This window comes from Enterobacter sp. SGAir0187 (assembly GCF_002952735.2).
In the GTDB taxonomy this organism is placed as follows: Bacteria; Pseudomonadota; Gammaproteobacteria; order Enterobacterales; family Enterobacteriaceae; genus Enterobacter; species Enterobacter quasiroggenkampii.
Genome location: NZ_CP025034.2, coordinates 3,591,030 through 3,609,462, shown reverse-complemented (window position 1 = coordinate 3,609,462; position 18,433 = coordinate 3,591,030). Strand labels below are relative to the sequence as shown.

Genomic DNA, 18,433 nt, shown 5'->3' with positions numbered 1-18,433 from the left:
TGACGATTGAAGGTCGCGTATTCATTCCACCAATTAGTGCCACCACGTCATACCCTGCAGCGTTGCCCATGCCACGAGGACATAACGCAACGCCTTGCCAAGGCACAAAAAAAAGAGCACCGGTCCCCAGGAGATGCGCATCCATCCCGCCAGCAGACACAGTAAATCGCCTATTACAGGCATCCAGCTTAATAACAGCGTGGCAGCGCCATAGCGTTTTAGCCAGCCGACTGCCTTTTCCTGCCAGCGCGATTTTTCACGCAGCGGAAAGAAACGCCCAAGAATAACGTTAGTCAGCCCTCCAAGGCTATTACCCATTGTTGCTATTACTACAAGCAGCCAGGGCTGACTCACGCCGGACAACAGCATCGCCACCAGCACCACTTCCGAATTGCCCGGTAACAGCGTGGCGCTGAGAAAACTGCTGGCGAATAATGAGGCAAGTGACAGCGCGTCACTCACAGTAAGCGCACATCCACCGCATCCATTCCAGCATCACGCGCGGCCTGGATGCCGAAATCGGCGTCTTCAAACACGACGCATTTTGCCGCCGGGACGCCCATTAATTCTGCGCAGAGCAGGAAAGTGTCCGGTGCAGGCTTGTGATGTTTAACATGATCGGCGGCAACCACGGCAGAGAAATAGTGGCGCAGGCCAAGATGATTGAGTAATGCCTCTGCAATCGCGCTTTCGCTGCCCGTCCCCACCGACATCGGGCGACGCCCGTGCCACTCTTTTACCACATCAATCAGTGGCAAAGGACGTACGGTATCTAAAAGCATGGCTTTTACCGCATCGGTTTTTTCGCGTGCGAGCAGGTGCGGGTCGAGATCGGCCTGATTCAGTTCAATCACGGCCTGTGCAATACGCCAGGTTGGAGAGCCGTTGAGGGCGATCATCGCCTGAAGGTCGAAACGCATACCGTAGCGGCCCAGGACGTCGGTCCAGGCTTGACGATGCGTGGGTTCGGTATCCAGAAGGGTACCATCCATATCGAAGATCAAACCGTCATACTGTGCGTACATCGTGCTCTCGCTAACCGATTAACAAAGCATTACTTTATCGTAAATGGTGGTTTTTGTCGCTGATTGCGAAATGATAACAACGAGAGTGATTAAGAACTAAACATCGAAGGGAAAGGCAGAAGAGATGGTGCATCCGGGAGGATTCGAACCTCCGACCGCTCGGTTCGTAGCCGAGTACTCTATCCAGCTGAGCTACGGATGCATCGGGAAATGCTTTTAGAAACAGTAATGGTGCATCCGGGAGGATTACTCGGCTGCGCCTCGCCCTTCGGGCCGTTGCTAAAGCAACGTTATCCTCCCTAGTGCTTGCGATTAACCCGCAGACCTTGAAACAATAGCGTGGCTATTATCTCGGAGAATATGGTGCATCCGGGAGGATTCGAACCTCCGACCGCTCGGTTCGTAGCCGAGTACTCTATCCAGCTGAGCTACGGATGCATCAGGGTACTGCTTTCAGAAATAGTAAATGGTGCATCCGGGAGGATTACTCGGCTGCGCCTCGCCCTTCGGGCCGTTGCTAAAGCAACGTTATCCTCCCTGGTACTCGCGGTTAATCCGCAGACCTTGAAACAACAGCCTTGCTGTTATCTCGGAGAATATGGTGCATCCGGGAGGATTCGAACCTCCGACCGCTCGGTTCGTAGCCGAGTACTCTATCCAGCTGAGCTACGGATGCATCGGGATTTACTACTGTACTGCTCGATATTCATATCACTTCGAAAGCAATATGAAGTAATAGATGGTGCATCCGGGAGGATTCGAACCTCCGACCGCTCGGTTCGTAGCCGAGTACTCTATCCAGCTGAGCTACGGATGCAAAATGGCGGTGAGGCGGGGATTCGAACCCCGGATGCAGCTTTTGACCGCATACTCCCTTAGCAGGGGAGCGCCTTCAGCCTCTCGGCCACCTCACCACACAACGCCTCTTTCGAGTGCTCCGAGCAACTCGTTAAGAGCTTCTCGTCGCTGCGTGGCGCATATATTACTTTCTGGGACTTATAAGTCAAACAATTTTCCAAAAGCTTTTATCGTTTGCACAAATCACACGCAATTCGCATGTAAAAGCCGCAAAGAGGGTGTTTTATAAGCGGATTTTGCAGACATCTTCACAGAAAACTGATGCAGAAAGGACAGTGTTGGGACGAGATAAGGGTAGCGGAGTGGTTAAAAAGAGAGCGATTGAAATTAAACGGTAACTTTGAGCAGGAAAAATAGCGGGAGGGTTGCGTCTCGCCCGACAGCGAGACGCGACAATATCAGTAACTGGACTGCTGGGATTTTTCAGCCTGGATACGCTGGTAGATCTCTTCACGGTGGACAGATACTTCTTTAGGAGCGTTAACACCAATACGTACCTGGTTACCCTTTACCCCTAAAACTGTCACGGTGACCTCATCCCCAATCATGAGGGTCTCACCAACTCGACGAGTCAGAATCAGCATTCTTTGCTCCTTGAAAGATTAAAAGAGTCGGGTCTCTTGTATCCCGGCATTATCCATCATATAACGCCAAAAAGTAAGCGATGACAAACACGTAAAGTGTAAGCAGTCACGGCATCACATTCTGTTAAACGTAAGTTTAGCCGATATACACAAACTCAACCTGACTTTATCGTTATCGATAGTGCAGTGAACAAGACGCCATAACGTTACCGCGATGGCGTCTGCTTGTGCTTTGTAGTTATTACAGTTTTGCGCTTACCCAGCTTTCAACGCTGGCCAATGCCGCAGGAAGTGCCGCCGCATCCGTACCACCGGCTTGCGCCATGTCCGGACGACCGCCACCTTTGCCACCCACCTGCTGGGCGACCATACCAATCAGTTCCCCTGCTTTGACGCGGTCGGTCACATCCTTAGAGACGCCCGCAATCAGAGAAACCTTACCTTCTGCCACTGTCGCCAGCACGATAACAGTAGAACCAAGCTGGTTCTTGAGATCGTCGACCATAGTACGCAGCATCTTAGGCTCAACGCCCGCCAGATCGCTGACCAGCAGTTTGACGCCCTTAATGTCTACAGCCTTGCTGGAGAGGTTTGCACTCTCCTGCGCCGCAGCCTGCTCTTTCAGCTGCTGCAGCTCTTTTTCCAGCTGACGCGTGCGATCCAGCGCAACGCGCACTTTCTCGCCCAGGTTCTGGCTATCGCCTTTCAGCAGCTGCGCGATGTCGTGCAGCTGATCGCTCTGCGCATGCAGGCTGGCAATCGCACCTTCACCGGTCACCGCTTCAATACGACGCACACCTGCCGCCGTTCCCGACTCGGAAACAATGCGGAACAGGCCGATATCACCGGTGCGCGAGGCGTGCGTACCGCCGCACAGCTCGGTAGAGAAGTCGCCCATGCTCAGCACGCGAACGCGCTCGTCATATTTCTCGCCAAACAGCGCCATCGCACCTTTTTTCTTCGCGTCCTCGAGATCCATGATATGGGTCTCGATTGGCAGGTTACGACGGATCTGCGCGTTCACCAGATCTTCCACCGCACGGATTTCAGACGGCTTCATCGCTTCAAAATGCGAGAAGTCGAAGCGCAGCACTTTGTCGTTAACCAGAGAACCTTTCTGTGCAACATGGGTACCGAGTACGTCGCGCAGGGCAGCGTGCATCAGGTGGGTTGCCGAGTGGTTCAGACGAATGCGCGCGCGGCGAGCTTCATCAACGTTAGCCTGGACGCCCTCGCCCACTTTCAGAGAACCGGAAACCAGTTTGCCCTGGTGACCAATCGCCTGACCGTATTTTTGGGTGTCGGTCACGCTGAAGCTAAAGCCATTGCCTTTCAGTTCGCCTTTATCGCCAACCTGACCGCCGGATTCGGCGTAGAACGGCGTTTTGTCCAGAATGACTACGGCTTCCTGGCCCGCGCTGATGCTGTCTACGGCTTTACCGTCAACAAACAGAGCGGTCACTTTGCCGGTCAGTTCCAGCGCCTCATAGCCTTTGAATTCAGACGCGCTATCAACGCGGATCATCGCGTTGTAGTCTGCACCGAAACCGCTGGACTCGCGCGCGCGACGACGCTGCTCTTCCATCGCGGCTTCGAAGCCCGCTTCGTCAACTTTGATGTTGCGCTCGCGGCAAACGTCCGCCGTCAGGTCAACCGGGAAGCCGTAGGTGTCGTACAGGCGGAAAGCGGTTTCGCCATCCAGCGTGTCGCCCTTAAGTTTCGCCAGCTCTTCGTCCAGCAGCGCCAGACCGCGCTCCAGCGTACGGGCAAACTGCTCTTCTTCGGTTTTCAGAACCTGCTCTACCTGCGCCTGCTGGCGTTTCAGCTCGTCACCGGCTGACCCCATCACGCCAATCAGTGGCCCAACGAGTTTATAGAAGAAGGTGTCCTTCGCGCCCAGCATGTTGCCGTGACGGATGGCACGACGAATGATACGACGCAGCACGTAGCCACGGTTTTCATTCGACGGAATAACGCCGTCGGCAATCAGGAACGCGCAGGAACGAATGTGGTCAGCGATAACGCGCAGCGATTTGTTGTTCAGATCGGTCGCACCGGTCACTTCGGCAACGGCTTTGATCAGGGTGCTGAACAGGTCAATCTTATAGTTGGAGTTAACGTGCTGCAGTACCGCGGCAATACGCTCCAGACCCATACCGGTATCAACGGACGGCTTCGGCAGCGGCTCCATGGTACCGTCGGCCTGACGGTTGAACTGCATGAAGACGATGTTCCAGATCTCAATGTAGCGATCACCGTCTTCTTCCGGGCTACCTGGAGGGCCACCCCAGATGTGGTCGCCGTGATCGTAGAAGATCTCGGTGCACGGACCGCAAGGACCGGTATCACCCATCTGCCAGAAGTTATCGGACGCGTATGGCGCGCCTTTGTTATCACCGATGCGAATAATACGCTCGCGCGGGATCCCGACCTCTTTTTCCCAGATTTCGTAGGCTTCGTCATCGGTTTCATAGACGGTAACCCACAGACGCTCTTTCGGCAGGTTGAACCAGTTTTCACCGGTCAGCAGTTCCCACGCATACTGGATGGCATCGTGTTTGAAGTAGTCGCCGAAGCTGAAGTTACCCAGCATTTCGAAGAAGGTGTGGTGACGCGCGGTGTAACCGACGTTTTCCAGGTCGTTGTGTTTACCGCCCGCACGCACGCAACGCTGTGAGGTTGTGGCGCGGGAATAATTACGCTTGTCGAGACCAAGGAATACATCCTTGAACTGGTTCATCCCGGCGTTGGTAAACAGCAGAGTCGGATCGTTGTTCGGTACCAGGGAGCTGCTGGCAACAACCTGGTGTCCCTTACTATGGAAAAAATCGAGAAACGCCTGACGGATCTCAGCGGTGCTCTTGCTCATAATTATCCTGAAATCAAGCTAACGAAATGTCGTAGCCAGCCTGTGTCGGTAAACCGTTGGACAGACCAGCTACTGGAAAAAGTGGGAATAAGATAAGTTTTCTTTGGTGGGAAGTAAAATCCCGCATGCGTTCAATCGGCAAAATTACGCCAGATATCCTGAATATCTTCCATCAGAAAGCCGCGGTAGAGCAAAAAGCGCTGGATTTTGACTTTTTCTGAAAATTCACGCGGCAGCGGTTCGCCGTACTTACGAATGGCCTGCTCTTTTGCCAGCTCGCACCAGTCAATGTCGCATTCGCGCATCGCTTTTTCGATGGACTCCCGGGCCACCCCTTTCTGGTTCAGCTCCTGCCGGATGCGCGCGGGCCCGTATCCCTTGCGGCCACGGCTGGCGAGAAACCGCGAGGCAAAACGCTCGTCATCAAGATAGCGATGCTCATAGCACCATGCAATGACGCGGTCATAATCTTCCGCGGTGGCATCAATCTCTTCCGGGCCGTTTTTACTCATCACCGGTGCCGACAGTTTTCGCCGCAGCTCCTGTTCACTGTGGTCACGGACGGCCAGGATGCGCACCGCGCGATCCAGTAGGCGTGCATACGCGGGTCGACGTGTTGTCGGTTCACTCATAAAAAAACCTGCTGATTCAGAAATGCAAAAAGGGCCGCATCAGCAGCCCTTCATCTTTACACGAGAGACTTAAAAGTCTTCGTTGGTTTCTTCAGCATCCGCAGCATCGACTACGAAATCAGGTTTGGAGTCCTGGTTGTTCAGCAGAAGCTCGCGCACCTTCTTCTCAATCTCTTTCGCCGCAGCCGGGTTCTCTTTCAGCCAGGAGATGGCATTCGCTTTACCCTGACCAATCTTGTCACCGTTGTAGCTGTACCAGGCGCCCGCTTTTTCAATCAGCTTCTCTTTCACGCCCAGGTCAACCAACTCACCGAAGAAGTTAATACCTTCGCCGTAGAGGATCTGGAACTCAGCCTGCTTGAACGGCGCAGCGATTTTGTTCTTCACAACCTTGACGCGGGTTTCGCTACCGACGACGTTTTCACCCTCTTTCACCGCACCGATACGGCGGATATCCAGACGGACAGACGCGTAGAATTTCAGGGCGTTACCCCCGGTTGTGGTTTCCGGGTTACCGAACATCACACCAATTTTCATACGGATCTGGTTGATGAAGATCAGCAGCGTGTTCGACTGCTTCAGGTTACCGGCCAGCTTACGCATCGCCTGGCTCATCATACGTGCCGCGAGGCCCATGTGAGAGTCGCCGATTTCACCTTCGATTTCCGCTTTTGGCGTCAGTGCGGCAACGGAGTCAACCACGATAACGTCAACCGCACCGGAGCGCGCCAGCGCGTCACAAATTTCCAGCGCCTGCTCACCGGTGTCCGGCTGAGAACACAGCAGGTTGTCGATGTCCACGCCCAGCTTACGCGCATAAACAGGATCCAGCGCGTGCTCGGCATCGATAAACGCACAGGTTTTACCTTCGCGCTGTGCCGCAGCAATCACCTGCAGCGTCAGGGTAGTTTTACCGGAGGATTCTGGCCCGTAGATCTCTACGATACGACCCATTGGCAGGCCGCCCGCGCCCAGCGCGATATCCAGAGAAAGCGAACCGGTGGAGATCGTTTCCACATCCATGGTACGGTCTTCACCCAGGCGCATGATGGAGCCTTTACCGAATTGCTTTTCGATCTGGCCCAGTGCTGCCGCCAACGCTTTCTGTTTGTTTTCGTCGATAGCCATTATTACTCCTGTCATGCCGGGAGAAGCGACTGTGCTTCACCGTGGATTTCTGTTCTGTTGGTGCAATTATACTGTATGGTCATACAGTATCAAGTGTTTTGTAGAAATTGTTGCCAGAGCGTTTTTAACGCATATTCCGTTGCCTGACGGCGCACGTTTTCGCGATCGCCGCTGAAGCACTCCCGGCGGGTGATGCCTTCGCCTTTAGACGTGGCAAACCCAAACCAGACGGTGCCAACAGGCTTCACGTCGCTGCCGCCGTCCGGCCCCGCGATGCCGCTAATGGAAATCGCGTAATCTGCCCGCGCCGCTTTGAGCGCGCCAATCGCCATCTCGATGACCACCGGTTCGCTGACCGCGCCGTGCTGTTCCAGCGTGGATTCGCGCACGCCAATCATCTGTGCTTTAGCTTCGTTACTGTAGGTCACAAAACCGCGTTCAAACCAGGCGGAACTGCCGGCAATATCGGTAATCACTTTCGCCACCCAGCCGCCGGTGCAGGATTCCGCGGTGGTGATTGTCGCCCCACGCTGCTTAAGCGCCAGGCCAACGATCTCACTAAGCTGCATCAATTCATGGTCAGTCATTCTCGCTCCAGGCATCAGAAAAACGTGCAGCACAAGATAGCACTTTCTCGTCAGATGTGGGGACGCGCTTCGGGTTTTACGAGGGAGCTTCAGAAAAAAGCCGGTGCGGGCGCACCGGCCGTGGAAAAGTTATTTCATGCTGTTGGCGAGCGTATTCACATTGTGGCGAAACGCCTTAACGTAGGTGTCTGCCACCCCGCCTTTGGCCGACAGCGCTTCGGGGTAAAGCTCGCCCCCCGGCTGCGCGCCCGTCGCCGACGCAATTTGCTTCACCAGACGCGGATCGAGCTGATTTTCCATAAACCAGGTTTTTACGCCGTCGGCTTTGATCTGATTGATAATCTCGGCGACCTGCGCCGCGCTGGCCTCGCTCTCAGACGACAGCCCCTGCGGCGCCATAAACCTCACGCCGTAGGCACGGCTGAAATAGCCGAACGCGTCATGGCTGGTCAACACGTTACGCTTCGCCTGCGGGATCTGGCTAAAGCGCGTTTTGGCCCAGCTATCCAGCTGGTTAAGCTGCGTGATATAGGGTTTACCGGAGGCTTCCAGCGCGGCTTGGTCCTGCGGATCGGCTTTCACCAGCCCGTTCAGAATATTTTGTGCATACAGCGCCCCGTTCGCCGCGCTGTTCCACGCGTGCGGATCGGTCACGGTCTTTCCATCTTCCTCAAGCGTGTGGGTTTTCACCCCGGTTGAGGCGACGACCAGCTGTCCTTTGAACCCGGAGGCCTTCACCAGACGGTCAAGCCAGCCCTCCAGCCCCAGGCCGTTTACCACCACCACATCGGCCTTGCTCAGCGCCGCGCTGTCTTTCGGCGACGGCTCGAAGGTATGCGGATCGCCGTCCGGCCCCACCAGCGTCGTCACCTTCACGTGATCACCGCCCACCTCCTGGGTGATATCCCCCAGTATCGAAAAGCTGGTGACCACATTCAGCGTTTTCGCCATGACGCCGTGCGACATCATCCCCAGCGCGAGCGCCACTACTAATCCTGTACGTTTCATCGTTTCCCCTTGCGTTAAAAATACGCCCGCAGACTGCCAGCGAGCCTGCTTCGCGTACCCAATAAAATGGAAATAAAGAACAGCGCGCTGGCGGTGAGCACGATGGATGGCCCGGCTGGAAGACTCATCGCCCAGGAGAGGCTCAACCCCAGCCATGCGCAAAAAATACCGCTGATGCCCGCCATCAGGAGTAACGCCGGTAGCGTGCGTACCCAGCAGCGAGCCGCCACAGCCGGCAGCATCATCTGACCAACGGCCATCAGCGTGCCGAGCACCTGAAAACCGGCCACCAGGTTAAGGACCAGCAGCGCCAGAAACAGTCCGTGCAGCAGGCCGGGCAGCCAGCGGGCGTTCACCTGTAGCCAGGCGGTGTCAAACGCTTCGGTAACCAGCCCGCGATAGAACATCGCCAGCACAATAAGGGTGAACATGCACACGCCCGTGACAAACAGCGCGGCGTCGTTGTCCACGGCGAGGATGGAGCCAAACAGCAAATGCAGCAGATCGACATTCGACCCACGAAGCGATACCAGCGTGACCCCCAGCGCCAGTGAGCCGAGATAAAACCCGGCAAAGCTGGCATCTTCCTTAAGCGGCGTGCGTCGGCTGACCAGACCGGCCAGCAGCGCCACGGTAATGCCCGCGATAAAACCGCCGATACTCATCGCCAGCAGCGACATACCGCTGAGCAGGTATCCCACGGCGACGCCCGGTAAAATGGCGTGCGAAAGGGCATCGCCCATCAGGCTCATCCGGCGCAGCTGAAGAAACACGCCAAGCACGGTGGTGCTGACCGAGAGCGCCAGGCAAACCACCAGCGCGCGACGCATAAAGCCGTACTCGATAAACGGCTGAAAAAAGAGATGCCAGATCATGCCACCCTCACCCGCTCGGTTTTCCATTGAGGAACGTCAGCATCCAGCCGTAACGTCTGCGGGAAATGGCGCGACACGCGCTCGCTGTCGTGCAGTACCGCGAGCAGCGTTTGCCCCTGCATATACATCTCCAGCATCACATCCATCAGCACGTTGCAGGTGGCCTCATCGACCCCGGTAAAGGGCTCATCCAGCATCACCAGCGGCGCCTGCTGCACCAGGACGCGGGCAAACAGCATGCGCTGGAACTGGCCGCCGGAGAGCTCATCGATGGTGGATAACGCCATGGATTCCAGCCCGACCCGCTCAAGCGCGCTGGCAATACGCAACCGCGTTTCGCGACAAAACCCGGAAAGCAGCGAAATGCCCGGCCAGCAGCCCATGCTGACGACATCGCGAACGGTCAGCGGAAACTGCGCCTCCAGCGCGTGGCGCTGTGCCAGCCAGCCAATCACCGGTCGCTTTCCCTGCCAGCGAAAACTGCCGCTGACGGGCGGGATAAACCCGGCGAGCGTTTTCAGTAAGGTGGATTTCCCGCAGCCGTTAGCGCCGACAATCGCGGTCATGCTTCCGCGCTCAATCGTGCCCGAGAGGGGCCGCGTCACGGGCTGGCGATCATAACCCGCGACCAGTTCATTCATCACAATCACGGCAACGCCACCGCCCAGCGCACGGCCAGCCCAATAAAGACAATAAGCACCAGCACCAGCAAAAGCCGAACCGGAGCAGACAGAGAAAAAAGGGACCTTGACATCTCGACACCAATTCAAATGTTATAACATAACAATAATGAAAGATGGTTAAGATGTAAATGGCAGGTTTGAAAAGGGAGTGTGGCGAAATGTTTCTGCAAAACGCCCTCTCCCGTGGGAGAGGGCAACAGGCCGCACCGTGTGCGCAGCCATGCCGGGTGGCGGCGTTGCCGGCCTACCCGTCGGGGTAGCTTACTGACTAAACGGTGACGCCGCCGGCACGCGGGCCTGCGATACCGCCAGTCCCAGCTGCCATACGGCCATCGCATAGTGGGTGCTGTGGTTATAGCGGGTGATGGTGTAGAAGTTCGGCAGTCCGTACCAGTACTGATAGCCCGTTCCGACATCCAGACGCAGCAGGCTCGCCTGCTGTGCATTGCCCAGCGGCTGCGTTGGCGTTAAGCCTGCCGCGGAAAGCTGCGAAATGCTGTAGTTAGTTTTGAAGCCGTTTTCCAGCCCCGGCGCCTGACCGTTCGCCAGCACCGCCACCTGGCCGCCCGGCACCCAGCCGTGCGCTTTGAAGTAGTTCGCCACGCTGCCGATGGCATCCACCGGATCCCACAGGTTGATATGGCCATCTCCGTTAAAGTCGACGGCATACTGTTTATAGGACGACGGCATAAACTGGCCATAACCCATCGCCCCGGCAAACGACCCTTTCAGATCGAGCGGATCGTCCTGTTCGTTACGCGCCATCAGCAGGAAGGTTTCCAGTTCGGAAGAGAAATACTCCGCGCGGCGCGGATAGTTAAAGGAGAGCGTCGCCAGCGCGTCAAGGATGCGGGTTTTGCCCATCACGCGGCCCCAGCGGGTTTCCACGCCGATAATCCCGACGATGATTTCAGGCGGTACGCCGTACACCTGCCACGCGCGGTTGAGCGCCTCTTCATACTGATTCCAGAACACCACGCCGTTTTGCACGTTGTCCGGGGTAATGAACTGTTTGCGATAGCGCAGCCACGCCCCGTTTGGCCCGCTCGGCACCTGGGCCGTCGGCGCCTGTCTGTCCATCAGGCGCAGCACGTAGTCCAGACGCTTGGCCTGAGACAAAATTTCGTGCAGCTGCTGTCTGTCAAAGCCGTGTTTGCTCACCATTTTATCGATGAACTGCTCGGCCGCCGGGTTATTCGCGAAGTCGCCGCCCATCTGCATCATATTGTGCTGCGGCTCCAGCAGGAATCCTCCGGAAGGCGCGCCCGCCGTTTGCTGAACGGCTTCGGTCTTAGGTTTGCTACTACAGGCAGACAGCAGAATAAGCGCAGGCAACAGCGCTGCATAACGACGCTTGAACATGAGACATCCATTTAACGGGTTCGATAAGAACCCAGTATGGTAAAGCATCCTCAACACCTCAAGGAAGCGGTACGCACCTCCCCAACGCAAATCCGTGCTTTTTTCCCCCGAAAATCATTCACCACGTCAATTAACTTTCAAAATAATACATTTTTCTTTCATTGTGAGATCTAACTAACACTTTAAAACCTTTCAAAGTGATTATTATTAGCCGCAGATAGACAAAAACAAACGCCCTACAGGAGAGAAGAATGATAGAAACCATCACCCACGGCGCCGAGTGGTTCATCGGGCTGTTTCAGAAAGGCGGAGAAGTGTTCACCGGCATGGTGACCGGGATCCTGCCCCTGCTGATCAGCCTGCTGGTTATCATGAACGCGCTGATTAACTTTATCGGGCAGCAGCGTATTGAACGCTTCGCCCAGCGCTGCGCCGGAAACCCGCTGTCCCGCTACCTGGTACTGCCGTTCATCGGTACCTTTGTGTTCTGTAACCCGATGACCTTAAGCCTCGGCCGCTTTATGCCTGAGAAGTACAAGCCGAGCTATTACGCCGCCGCCTCCTACAGCTGCCATTCGATGAACGGCCTGTTCCCGCACATCAACCCCGGCGAGCTGTTCGTTTATCTCGGGATCGCCAGCGGCCTTACCACGCTTGGCCTGCCGCTCGGTCCGCTGGCGGTGAGCTACCTGCTGGTCGGTCTGGTGACCAACTTCTTCCGCGGCTGGGTGACCGACCTCACCACCGCCATTTTCGAGAAAAAAATGGGCATCCAGCTTGAACAGAAGGTCCATCTTTCAGGAGCCACAGCATGAACCGGATCCGCATTGAGAAAGGCACAGGCGGCTGGGGCGGCCCGCTGGAGTTCGACGCCACCGAAGGCAAAAAGATCGTCTACATCACCGCAGGGACCCGCCCGGCGATCGTCGACAGGCTGCGCGAGCTGACCGGCTGGGAAGCGGTCGACGGCTTCAAAGAAGGGGAACCACCGGAGGCGGAAATCGGCGTGGCGGTGATCGACTGCGGCGGCACGCTGCGCTGCGGTATCTATCCGAAGCGCCGCATTCCGACGGTAAATATTCACTCCACCGGGAAATCCGGCCCGCTGGCGCAGTACATCCTCGAGGACATTTATGTCTCGGGCGTCAAGGAAGACAACATCACCCTGGTGAAGGGGACGTCTGCACCGCAAAAAGCGGCTCCGCGCGAGTACGACACCAGTAAAAAAATTACCGAGCAGAGCGATGGCCTGCTGGCGAAAGTCGGGATGGGCATGGGTTCCGCCGTGGCGGTGCTGTTCCAGTCCGGGCGCGACACCATCGACACGGTGCTGAAGACCATTCTGCCGTTTATGGCGTTCGTCTCGGCGCTGATCGGCATCATCATGGCCTCCGGCCTGGGCGACTGGATTGCCCATGGGCTCGCCCCGCTCGCCAGCCACCCGCTTGGGCTGGTGACGCTGGCGCTGATCTGCTCCTTCCCGCTGCTGTCGCCGTTCCTCGGCCCGGGCGCGGTAATTGCCCAGGTCATCGGCGTGCTGATTGGCGTGCAGATTGGTCTGGGGAACATTCCCCCGCACCTCGCCCTGCCCGCCCTGTTTGCCATTAACGCCCAGGCGGCGTGCGACTTTATCCCTGTGGGGCTGTCGCTGGCCGAAGCGCGCCAGGACACCGTGCGCGTGGGCGTGCCGTCCGTGCTGGTGAGCCGCTTCCTGACGGGCGCGCCAACGGTGCTGATTGCCTGGTTTGTTTCCGGCTTTATTTATCAATAAGAGGTGCCTGCCATGACCGTGATTTACCAGACCACCATTACCCGCATCGGCCAGAGCGCCACCGACGCGCTGAGCGACCAGATGCTGATCACCTTTCGCGAAGGGGCGCCTGCGGATATCGAAGAGTTTTGCTTCATCCACTGCCACGGCGAGCTGAACGGTGAGCTGAAGGCCGGTAGCCAGCTGGAGCTGGGCGAGGCGCGCTATGCCGTGACCGCCGTCGGCGACGTCGCAGAACAAAACCTGCGCGAGCTGGGCCACATCACCCTGCGTTTCGACGGCCAGCCGCAGGCGGAGTATCCCGGCACGGTTCACGTAACGGGTCCGGTTCCGCAGGCTGTCACCCCAGGCTGCACGTTAAAATTTGTTGCGTAATTAAGGAGAAACACATGAGTCAGGTTGCCGTTGTCATTGGTGGGGGACAAACCTTAGGCGAGTTCCTCTGCCGTGGGCTTGCCGCAGAGGGTTACCGCGTGGCGGTAGTGGACATCCAGAGTGAAAAAGCCGCCCGCGTGGCGGACACCATCAACACCGAGTTTGGTGAAGGAATGGCGTACGGGTTTGGCGCCGACGCCACCAGCGAGCAGAGCGTGATGGCGCTGGCCCGCGGCGTGGACGAGATTTTTGGCCGTACCGACCTGCTGGTCTACAGCGCGGGTATTGCGAAAGCGGCCTTTATCAGCGATTTCGAGCTGGGGGATTTTGACCGCTCGCTGCAGGTGAATCTGGTGGGCTATTTCCTCTGCGCCCGCGAGTTTTCCCGTCTGATGATCCGCGACGGCATTCAGGGGCGCATCATTCAGATCAACTCTAAATCGGGGAAAGTGGGCAGCAAGCATAACTCCGGCTACAGCGCGGCGAAGTTTGGCGGCGTGGGGCTGACGCAGTCTCTGGCGCTGGATCTGGCCGAATACGGCATTACCGTTCACTCGCTGATGCTCGGCAACCTGTTGAAATCGCCGATGTTCCAGTCCCTGCTGCCGCAGTACGCCACCAAGCTCGGCATCAAAGCGGAAGAAGTGGAGCAGTACTACATCGATAAAGTGCCGCTCAAGCGCGGGTGCGATTACCAGGACGTGCTGAACATGCTGCTGTTTTACGCCAGCCCGAAAGCCTCGTACTGCACCGGACAGTCGATTAACGTCACCGGCGGGCAGGTGATGTTCTGATCGAGCGGCCTGATGCCCTCACCCTAACCCTCTCCCACAGGGAGAGGGAATACAATAAGGAGCCGATATGGTCACCGCACTCATCACCGTTGCCGCTCTCGCCTGGCTCTGCCAGATGGCGTTCGGCGGCTGGCAAATCCACCAGTTTAACCGCGCGTTTGATGCCCTGTGTCAGAAAGGGCGCATCGGCGTCGGACGTTCCGGCGGACGCTTTAAACCACGCGTCGTCGTGGCTATTGCGCTGGATGAAAACAACAACGTCTGCGATTCCCTCATCATGCGCGGCATGACCGTCTTTGCCCGTCCGGTGAAAATTCAGGCAATCAACGGCATTTCGCTGCAGGAATTGCAGCCCGATGTGATCTTTCCCCATGATCCACTCTGTCAGAATGCACTATCATTAGCGCTTAATCTGAAACATGGATAATTTCGTTGTGAAAGCTATAGACTTGCGAAATTATCATTTCGCAATCTAAGGAACGAAGCGCCTATGAAACCTCGTCAGCGCCAGGCGGCCATTCTTGAGCATCTGCAAAAGCAGGGAAAATGCTCGGTAGACGATCTGGCCCACTACTTTGACACCACCGGCACGACGATACGCAAGGACCTCGTATTGCTCGAAAACTCTGGCGCCGTCATACGAACTTACGGCGGCGTGGTGCTCAATAAAGACGAAGCCGATCCGCCTATCGATCACAAAACGCTGATCAACACCCACCAGAAAGCGCTGATTGCCGAAGCGGCGGTGAAATTTATCCACGATGGCGACTCCATCATTCTGGATGCCGGCAGTACCGTCCTGCAGATGATCCCGCTGCTCAGCCGCTTTAACAACATCACGGTGATGACCAACAGTCTGCATATCGTTAACGCCCTGTCGGAGTTCGACAGCGAGCAGACCATCCTGATGCCCGGCGGCACCTTCCGCAAAAAATCGGCCTCATTTCACGGCCAGCTGGCGGAGAACGCCTTCGACCACTTCAGCTTTGATAAACTGTTCATGGGCACCGACGGCATCGATCTGAACGCGGGCGTCACGACCTTCAACGAAGTGTTCAGCGTCAGTAAAGCCATGTGCAACGCCGCGCGGGAAGTGATTTTGATGGCAGACTCGTCGAAGTTTGGCCGCAAAAGCCCCAACATTGTCTGTAGCCTGGAAAGCGTCGACAAGCTGATTACCGACGCGGGGATCGACCCGGCGTTCAGGAAAGCGCTGGAAGAGAAAGGCATCGACGTGATTGTAACCGGAGAGAGAGATGAGTGATTTTCTGTTAGAAACGGGCCGCCAGACGCTGATGCTGGAGCTGCAGGAAGCCAGCCGCCTGCCGGAACGTCTGGGCGAGGATTTTGTCCGCGCCGCCAACACCATTATCCACTGCGAAGGCAAAGTGATCGTGGCGGGCATCGGTAAATCCGGACACATCGGCAAAAAGATTGCCGCGACGCTGGCCAGCACCGGCACCCCGGCCTTTTTCGTCCATCCTGCAGAAGCGCTGCACGGCGATCTGGGAATGATTGAGAGCCGCGACGTGATGCTGTTTATCTCCTACTCCGGTTCGGCGAAAGAGCTGGATCTCATTATTCCACGTCTGCAGGAAAAATCGGTTGCCCTGCTGGCGATGACCGGGAAATCCCGCTCGCCGCTGGCGCTGGCCGCCAAAGCAACGCTGGATATTTCCGTTGAGCGTGAAGCCTGTCCGATGCACCTCGCCCCAACCTCCAGCACCGTTAACACCCTGATGATGGGCGACGCGCTGGCGATGGCGGTGATGCAGGCGCGTGGGTTTAACGAAGAAGATTTCGCCCGTTCGCATCCGGCGGGCGCGCTCGGCGCACGCCTGCTCAACAAGGTTCACCACCTGATGCGCACCGACGATGCCATTCCGCAGGTCAAACTCGATACCAGCGTCATGGACGCGATGCTGGAGCTCAGCCGCACCGGTCTGGGGCTGGTTGCGGTGTGCGATGATGACGGGTACGTCAAAGGCGTATTCACCGACGGCGACCTGCGCCGCTGGCTGGTGGGCGGCGGCAAGCTGGACACAAACGTGTCGGACGCCATGACCCAGGGCGGGCTGACGCTGAACGCCGAGAGCCGCGCCATTGAAGCCAAAGAGGTGCTGATGAAGCGCAAAATCACCGCCGCACCGGTGGTGGATGACACCGGCAGGCTGTGCGGCGCCATCAACCTGCAGGATTTCTATCAGGCCGGGATTATCTAACCTTTCAGCCCGAGACGCTTCGCCAGCCGGTGCAGGTTGGCGACGTCCATCTCCAGCGCCCGGGCGCACGCCGCCCAGTTGCGGTTGTTCTGATCCAGCGCGCGGATAATCATCTGACGCTGAAACGCCTCTGTCGCGTCACGCAGGTTTTCGCTCGTTATCTCCGGAGCTGCATGGGCAATCGTCGGTGCGGTTTCATCCTGCAGCGCAAAATGCCGCGCGTGGATCACCACTTCATCACCCGAACGCGTCGCTCGCGCCAGCACCACCGCGCGGTGAATCGCGTGCTCCAGCTCGCGCACGTTGCCCGGCCAGCCGTAGCTCAGCAGATGCGCCCTCGCCCCCGGGCTTAACACCACGCGGGAAAGCCCCATCCTGAGACGGCACTGTTCGCAGAAATAGCCCGCCAGCAGCACCACGTCGTCCCCGCGCTCGCGCAGCGGCGGCACGGTGAGCGGGAACACGCTAAGGCGGTGGAACAGGTCAGCACGGAAGTTTCCGGCAAGCACCGCTTCACGCAGGTCGCGGTTCGTCGCCGCCAGCACGCGAACGTCCACCCTGTGGCTGCGGTCATCCCCCACGCGCTGGATATCGCCGTACTGCAATACGCGCAAAAGTTTGGCCTGTAGCGACAAAGAGAGCTCGCCGATTTCATCCAGAAACAGCGTACCGTTATCGGCCATTTCGAACTTGCCGCTGCGGTTGCTGATGGCGCCGGTAAACGCCCCTTTGACGTGACCAAACAATTCGCTTTCCGCCACGCTTTCCGGCAGCGCGGCGCAGTTGAGGTACACCAGCGGATTGACCGCGCGCGGCGACGCTTCATGAATCGACTTCGCCACCAGCTCCTTGCCAGTGCCGGTCTCCCCGAATATCAGCACGTTCAAATCGGACGCGGCAACAATCTCAATCTCTTTTTTAAGCTGCGCCATGCCCGGAGAGAGGCCAATCATCTCCGTGTGCGTGACCTGCTCAAACGCCGCCGGGCTGCCGGGAAGGATATTCTGGCTCTCCAGCTGTTCAATCAGCAGCGCGTTGTTAAGCGCCCCGGCAGCCAGCGCCGCAATGAGGCGCAACTCTTCATCGCTGAAAGTATCGAACTGGTCCGGCGACAGGCCGTCGAGGGTCAGCGCCCCAATCAGGTTCTGCCCGGCAAACAGCGGCAGGCCGATACAGGCGTGCACCTTCAGGCTCTCCTGTCCGGGGATCAGCCCGTCGTACGGGTCGGGCAAGTCGCTGTCCGCCGGGAAACGCACCACGTCACCCGCGCGGGCAATGGTCTCCAGACGTGGATGGCCTTCAAGGGTAAAGCGCCGCCCAAGCACGTCCTTCGCCAGGCCGTCGATCGCCAGCGGAATAAACTGCCGCCCTTCGTAGCGCAGCAGCGCCGAAGCGTCGCACGCCAGCACGTGGCGCAGCGTGGAGATCAGCCGCTGAAAGCGGTCCTGATGGCCGATACCGGTTTGCAGCTCAATGGCGATCTTCGCCAGCACGTCTACGGAAAAGCTCATGTCTGCCTCGCTGTCATTTTGACAATACATATTGTCATAGTGACACTGTTCTGGATAGTCATAATGACTACCCACTACGGATCACCTAAATATTAATTTATAAAAATCAATAAATTAAAAGTTGGCACGCTGCTTGATATAAGCAAACC

The 18,433-nt window shown here is 57.3% G+C and carries 19 protein-coding genes and 5 tRNA genes; 7 read left to right on the top strand and 17 right to left on the bottom strand.

Features of this window, described 5'->3' with window-relative positions:
• Positions 1 to 33: 33 nt before the first annotated feature.
• The 16 genes from CWR52_RS17450 to mltB form a co-directional block, all read right to left on the bottom strand.
• The gene (locus tag CWR52_RS17450; RefSeq protein ID WP_021241956.1) at positions 34 to 462 is read right to left on the bottom strand and encodes a YqaA family protein; all 429 of its coding nucleotides are present in this window, start codon (positions 460 to 462) and stop codon (positions 34 to 36) included.
• On the bottom strand, positions 459 to 1,025 hold the full coding sequence (gene yqaB / locus CWR52_RS17445) for a fructose-1-phosphate/6-phosphogluconate phosphatase (RefSeq protein ID WP_032648006.1): 567 nt from the start codon (positions 1,023 to 1,025) through the stop codon (positions 459 to 461). Before yqaB ends, CWR52_RS17450 begins: the two co-directional genes overlap by 4 nt.
• 125 nt (positions 1,026 to 1,150) lie before the next feature.
• Positions 1,151 to 1,227, bottom strand: a tRNA-Arg gene (locus CWR52_RS17440).
• A 159-nt stretch (positions 1,228 to 1,386) separates the two neighbouring features.
• Positions 1,387 to 1,463 (bottom strand) — tRNA-Arg (locus CWR52_RS17435).
• A gap of 161 nt (positions 1,464 to 1,624) precedes the next feature.
• A tRNA-Arg gene (locus CWR52_RS17430) sits at positions 1,625 to 1,701 on the bottom strand.
• A gap of 64 nt (positions 1,702 to 1,765) precedes the next feature.
• Positions 1,766 to 1,842: transfer RNA gene (locus CWR52_RS17425), tRNA-Arg, on the bottom strand.
• A gap of 4 nt (positions 1,843 to 1,846) precedes the next feature.
• Positions 1,847 to 1,939, bottom strand: a tRNA-Ser gene (locus tag CWR52_RS17420).
• A gap of 342 nt (positions 1,940 to 2,281) precedes the next feature.
• On the bottom strand, positions 2,282 to 2,467 hold the full coding sequence (gene csrA, locus CWR52_RS17415) for a carbon storage regulator CsrA (RefSeq protein WP_000906486.1): 186 nt from the start codon (positions 2,465 to 2,467) through the stop codon (positions 2,282 to 2,284).
• Between the two features lie 241 nt (positions 2,468 to 2,708).
• The gene (gene alaS, locus CWR52_RS17410; protein WP_104950256.1) at positions 2,709 to 5,336 is read right to left on the bottom strand and encodes an alanine--tRNA ligase; all 2,628 of its coding nucleotides are present in this window, start codon (positions 5,334 to 5,336) and stop codon (positions 2,709 to 2,711) included.
• Between the two features lie 131 nt (positions 5,337 to 5,467).
• Positions 5,468 to 5,968 (bottom strand): recombination regulator RecX, encoded by a 501-nt coding sequence (recX, locus tag CWR52_RS17405; protein ID WP_032640869.1) that lies wholly within the window; start codon positions 5,966 to 5,968, stop codon positions 5,468 to 5,470.
• A gap of 69 nt (positions 5,969 to 6,037) precedes the next feature.
• Positions 6,038 to 7,096, bottom strand: coding sequence for a recombinase RecA (gene recA / locus CWR52_RS17400; RefSeq protein ID WP_104950255.1), 1,059 nt, complete (start codon positions 7,094 to 7,096; stop codon positions 6,038 to 6,040).
• 89 nt (positions 7,097 to 7,185) lie between these two features.
• The gene (gene pncC, locus CWR52_RS17395; protein WP_104950254.1) at positions 7,186 to 7,683 is read right to left on the bottom strand and encodes a nicotinamide-nucleotide amidase; all 498 of its coding nucleotides are present in this window, start codon (positions 7,681 to 7,683) and stop codon (positions 7,186 to 7,188) included.
• 129 nt (positions 7,684 to 7,812) lie between these two features.
• On the bottom strand, positions 7,813 to 8,691 hold the full coding sequence (locus CWR52_RS17390; RefSeq protein WP_104950253.1) for a metal ABC transporter substrate-binding protein: 879 nt from the start codon (positions 8,689 to 8,691) through the stop codon (positions 7,813 to 7,815).
• Between the two features lie 14 nt (positions 8,692 to 8,705).
• Positions 8,706 to 9,566, bottom strand: coding sequence for a metal ABC transporter permease (locus tag CWR52_RS17385; RefSeq protein WP_104950252.1), 861 nt, complete (start codon positions 9,564 to 9,566; stop codon positions 8,706 to 8,708).
• Positions 9,563 to 10,216, bottom strand: a complete 654-nt coding sequence (locus CWR52_RS17380; protein WP_104950251.1) for a metal ABC transporter ATP-binding protein — start codon at positions 10,214 to 10,216, stop codon at positions 9,563 to 9,565. Before CWR52_RS17380 ends, CWR52_RS17385 begins: the two co-directional genes overlap by 4 nt.
• 294 nt (positions 10,217 to 10,510) lie before the next feature.
• Positions 10,511 to 11,611: a lytic murein transglycosylase B gene (mltB, locus tag CWR52_RS17375; protein WP_201268141.1), complete on the bottom strand. Its 1,101-nt coding sequence runs from the start codon at positions 11,609 to 11,611 to the stop codon at positions 10,511 to 10,513.
• A gap of 251 nt (positions 11,612 to 11,862) precedes the next feature.
• Between mltB and srlA the strand changes: the two genes are divergently transcribed.
• From srlA to gutQ, 7 genes are all read left to right on the top strand, one after another.
• Positions 11,863 to 12,426 (top strand): PTS glucitol/sorbitol transporter subunit IIC, encoded by a 564-nt coding sequence (gene srlA, locus CWR52_RS17370; RefSeq protein WP_023333189.1) that lies wholly within the window; start codon positions 11,863 to 11,865, stop codon positions 12,424 to 12,426.
• Positions 12,423 to 13,382 carry a PTS glucitol/sorbitol transporter subunit IIB gene (gene srlE, locus CWR52_RS17365; protein WP_039025237.1) on the top strand — a complete coding sequence of 320 codons (960 nt, stop codon included), beginning with the start codon at positions 12,423 to 12,425 and terminating at the stop codon, positions 13,380 to 13,382. Before srlA ends, srlE begins: the two co-directional genes overlap by 4 nt.
• Positions 13,383 to 13,394: 12 nt before the next feature.
• Entirely contained in the window at positions 13,395 to 13,757 is a 363-nt protein-coding gene (gene srlB / locus CWR52_RS17360; protein WP_104950249.1) for a PTS glucitol/sorbitol transporter subunit IIA, read from the top strand.
• A 14-nt stretch (positions 13,758 to 13,771) separates the two neighbouring features.
• Positions 13,772 to 14,551: a sorbitol-6-phosphate dehydrogenase gene (gene srlD / locus CWR52_RS17355; protein WP_023294411.1), complete on the top strand. Its 780-nt coding sequence runs from the start codon at positions 13,772 to 13,774 to the stop codon at positions 14,549 to 14,551.
• A gap of 67 nt (positions 14,552 to 14,618) precedes the next feature.
• Positions 14,619 to 14,978 carry a transcriptional regulator GutM gene (gutM, locus tag CWR52_RS17350; protein WP_104950248.1) on the top strand — a complete coding sequence of 120 codons (360 nt, stop codon included), beginning with the start codon at positions 14,619 to 14,621 and terminating at the stop codon, positions 14,976 to 14,978.
• A 63-nt stretch (positions 14,979 to 15,041) separates the two neighbouring features.
• Entirely contained in the window at positions 15,042 to 15,815 is a 774-nt protein-coding gene (gene srlR, locus CWR52_RS17345; RefSeq protein WP_104950247.1) for a glucitol operon DNA-binding transcriptional repressor SrlR, read from the top strand.
• Entirely contained in the window at positions 15,808 to 16,773 is a 966-nt protein-coding gene (gene gutQ / locus CWR52_RS17340) for an arabinose-5-phosphate isomerase GutQ (RefSeq protein ID WP_104950246.1), read from the top strand. Before srlR ends, gutQ begins: the two co-directional genes overlap by 8 nt.
• Here the strand turns inward: gutQ and norR are convergent.
• Positions 16,770 to 18,284: a nitric oxide reductase transcriptional regulator NorR gene (norR, locus tag CWR52_RS17335; protein ID WP_104950245.1), complete on the bottom strand. Its 1,515-nt coding sequence runs from the start codon at positions 18,282 to 18,284 to the stop codon at positions 16,770 to 16,772. The two genes, gutQ and norR, sit on opposite strands and share 4 nt — an antisense overlap.
• Between the last annotated feature and the right edge of the window lie 149 nt (positions 18,285 to 18,433).

Coding starts and splice junctions, on each gene's coding strand:
- srlD (WP_023294411.1), top strand. CDS start 13,772: ATGAGTCAGGTTGCCGTTGTCATTGGTGGGGGACAAACCTTAGGCGAG.
- norR (WP_104950245.1), bottom strand. CDS start 18,284: ATGAGCTTTTCCGTAGACGTGCTGGCGAAGATCGCCATTGAGCTGCAA.
- mltB (WP_201268141.1), bottom strand. CDS start 11,611: ATGTTCAAGCGTCGTTATGCAGCGCTGTTGCCTGCGCTTATTCTGCTG.
- CWR52_RS17390 (WP_104950253.1), bottom strand. CDS start 8,691: ATGAAACGTACAGGATTAGTAGTGGCGCTCGCGCTGGGGATGATGTCG.
- srlA (WP_023333189.1), top strand. CDS start 11,863: ATGATAGAAACCATCACCCACGGCGCCGAGTGGTTCATCGGGCTGTTT.
- pncC (WP_104950254.1), bottom strand. CDS start 7,683: ATGACTGACCATGAATTGATGCAGCTTAGTGAGATCGTTGGCCTGGCG.
- srlR (WP_104950247.1), top strand. CDS start 15,042: ATGAAACCTCGTCAGCGCCAGGCGGCCATTCTTGAGCATCTGCAAAAG.
- srlE (WP_039025237.1), top strand. CDS start 12,423: ATGAACCGGATCCGCATTGAGAAAGGCACAGGCGGCTGGGGCGGCCCG.
- recX (WP_032640869.1), bottom strand. CDS start 5,968: ATGAGTGAACCGACAACACGTCGACCCGCGTATGCACGCCTACTGGAT.
- recA (WP_104950255.1), bottom strand. CDS start 7,096: ATGGCTATCGACGAAAACAAACAGAAAGCGTTGGCGGCAGCACTGGGC.
- yqaB (WP_032648006.1), bottom strand. CDS start 1,025: ATGTACGCACAGTATGACGGTTTGATCTTCGATATGGATGGTACCCTT.
- alaS (WP_104950256.1), bottom strand. CDS start 5,336: ATGAGCAAGAGCACCGCTGAGATCCGTCAGGCGTTTCTCGATTTTTTC.
- gutQ (WP_104950246.1), top strand. CDS start 15,808: ATGAGTGATTTTCTGTTAGAAACGGGCCGCCAGACGCTGATGCTGGAG.
- csrA (WP_000906486.1), bottom strand. CDS start 2,467: ATGCTGATTCTGACTCGTCGAGTTGGTGAGACCCTCATGATTGGGGAT.
- srlB (WP_104950249.1), top strand. CDS start 13,395: ATGACCGTGATTTACCAGACCACCATTACCCGCATCGGCCAGAGCGCC.
- CWR52_RS17385 (WP_104950252.1), bottom strand. CDS start 9,566: ATGATCTGGCATCTCTTTTTTCAGCCGTTTATCGAGTACGGCTTTATG.
- gutM (WP_104950248.1), top strand. CDS start 14,619: ATGGTCACCGCACTCATCACCGTTGCCGCTCTCGCCTGGCTCTGCCAG.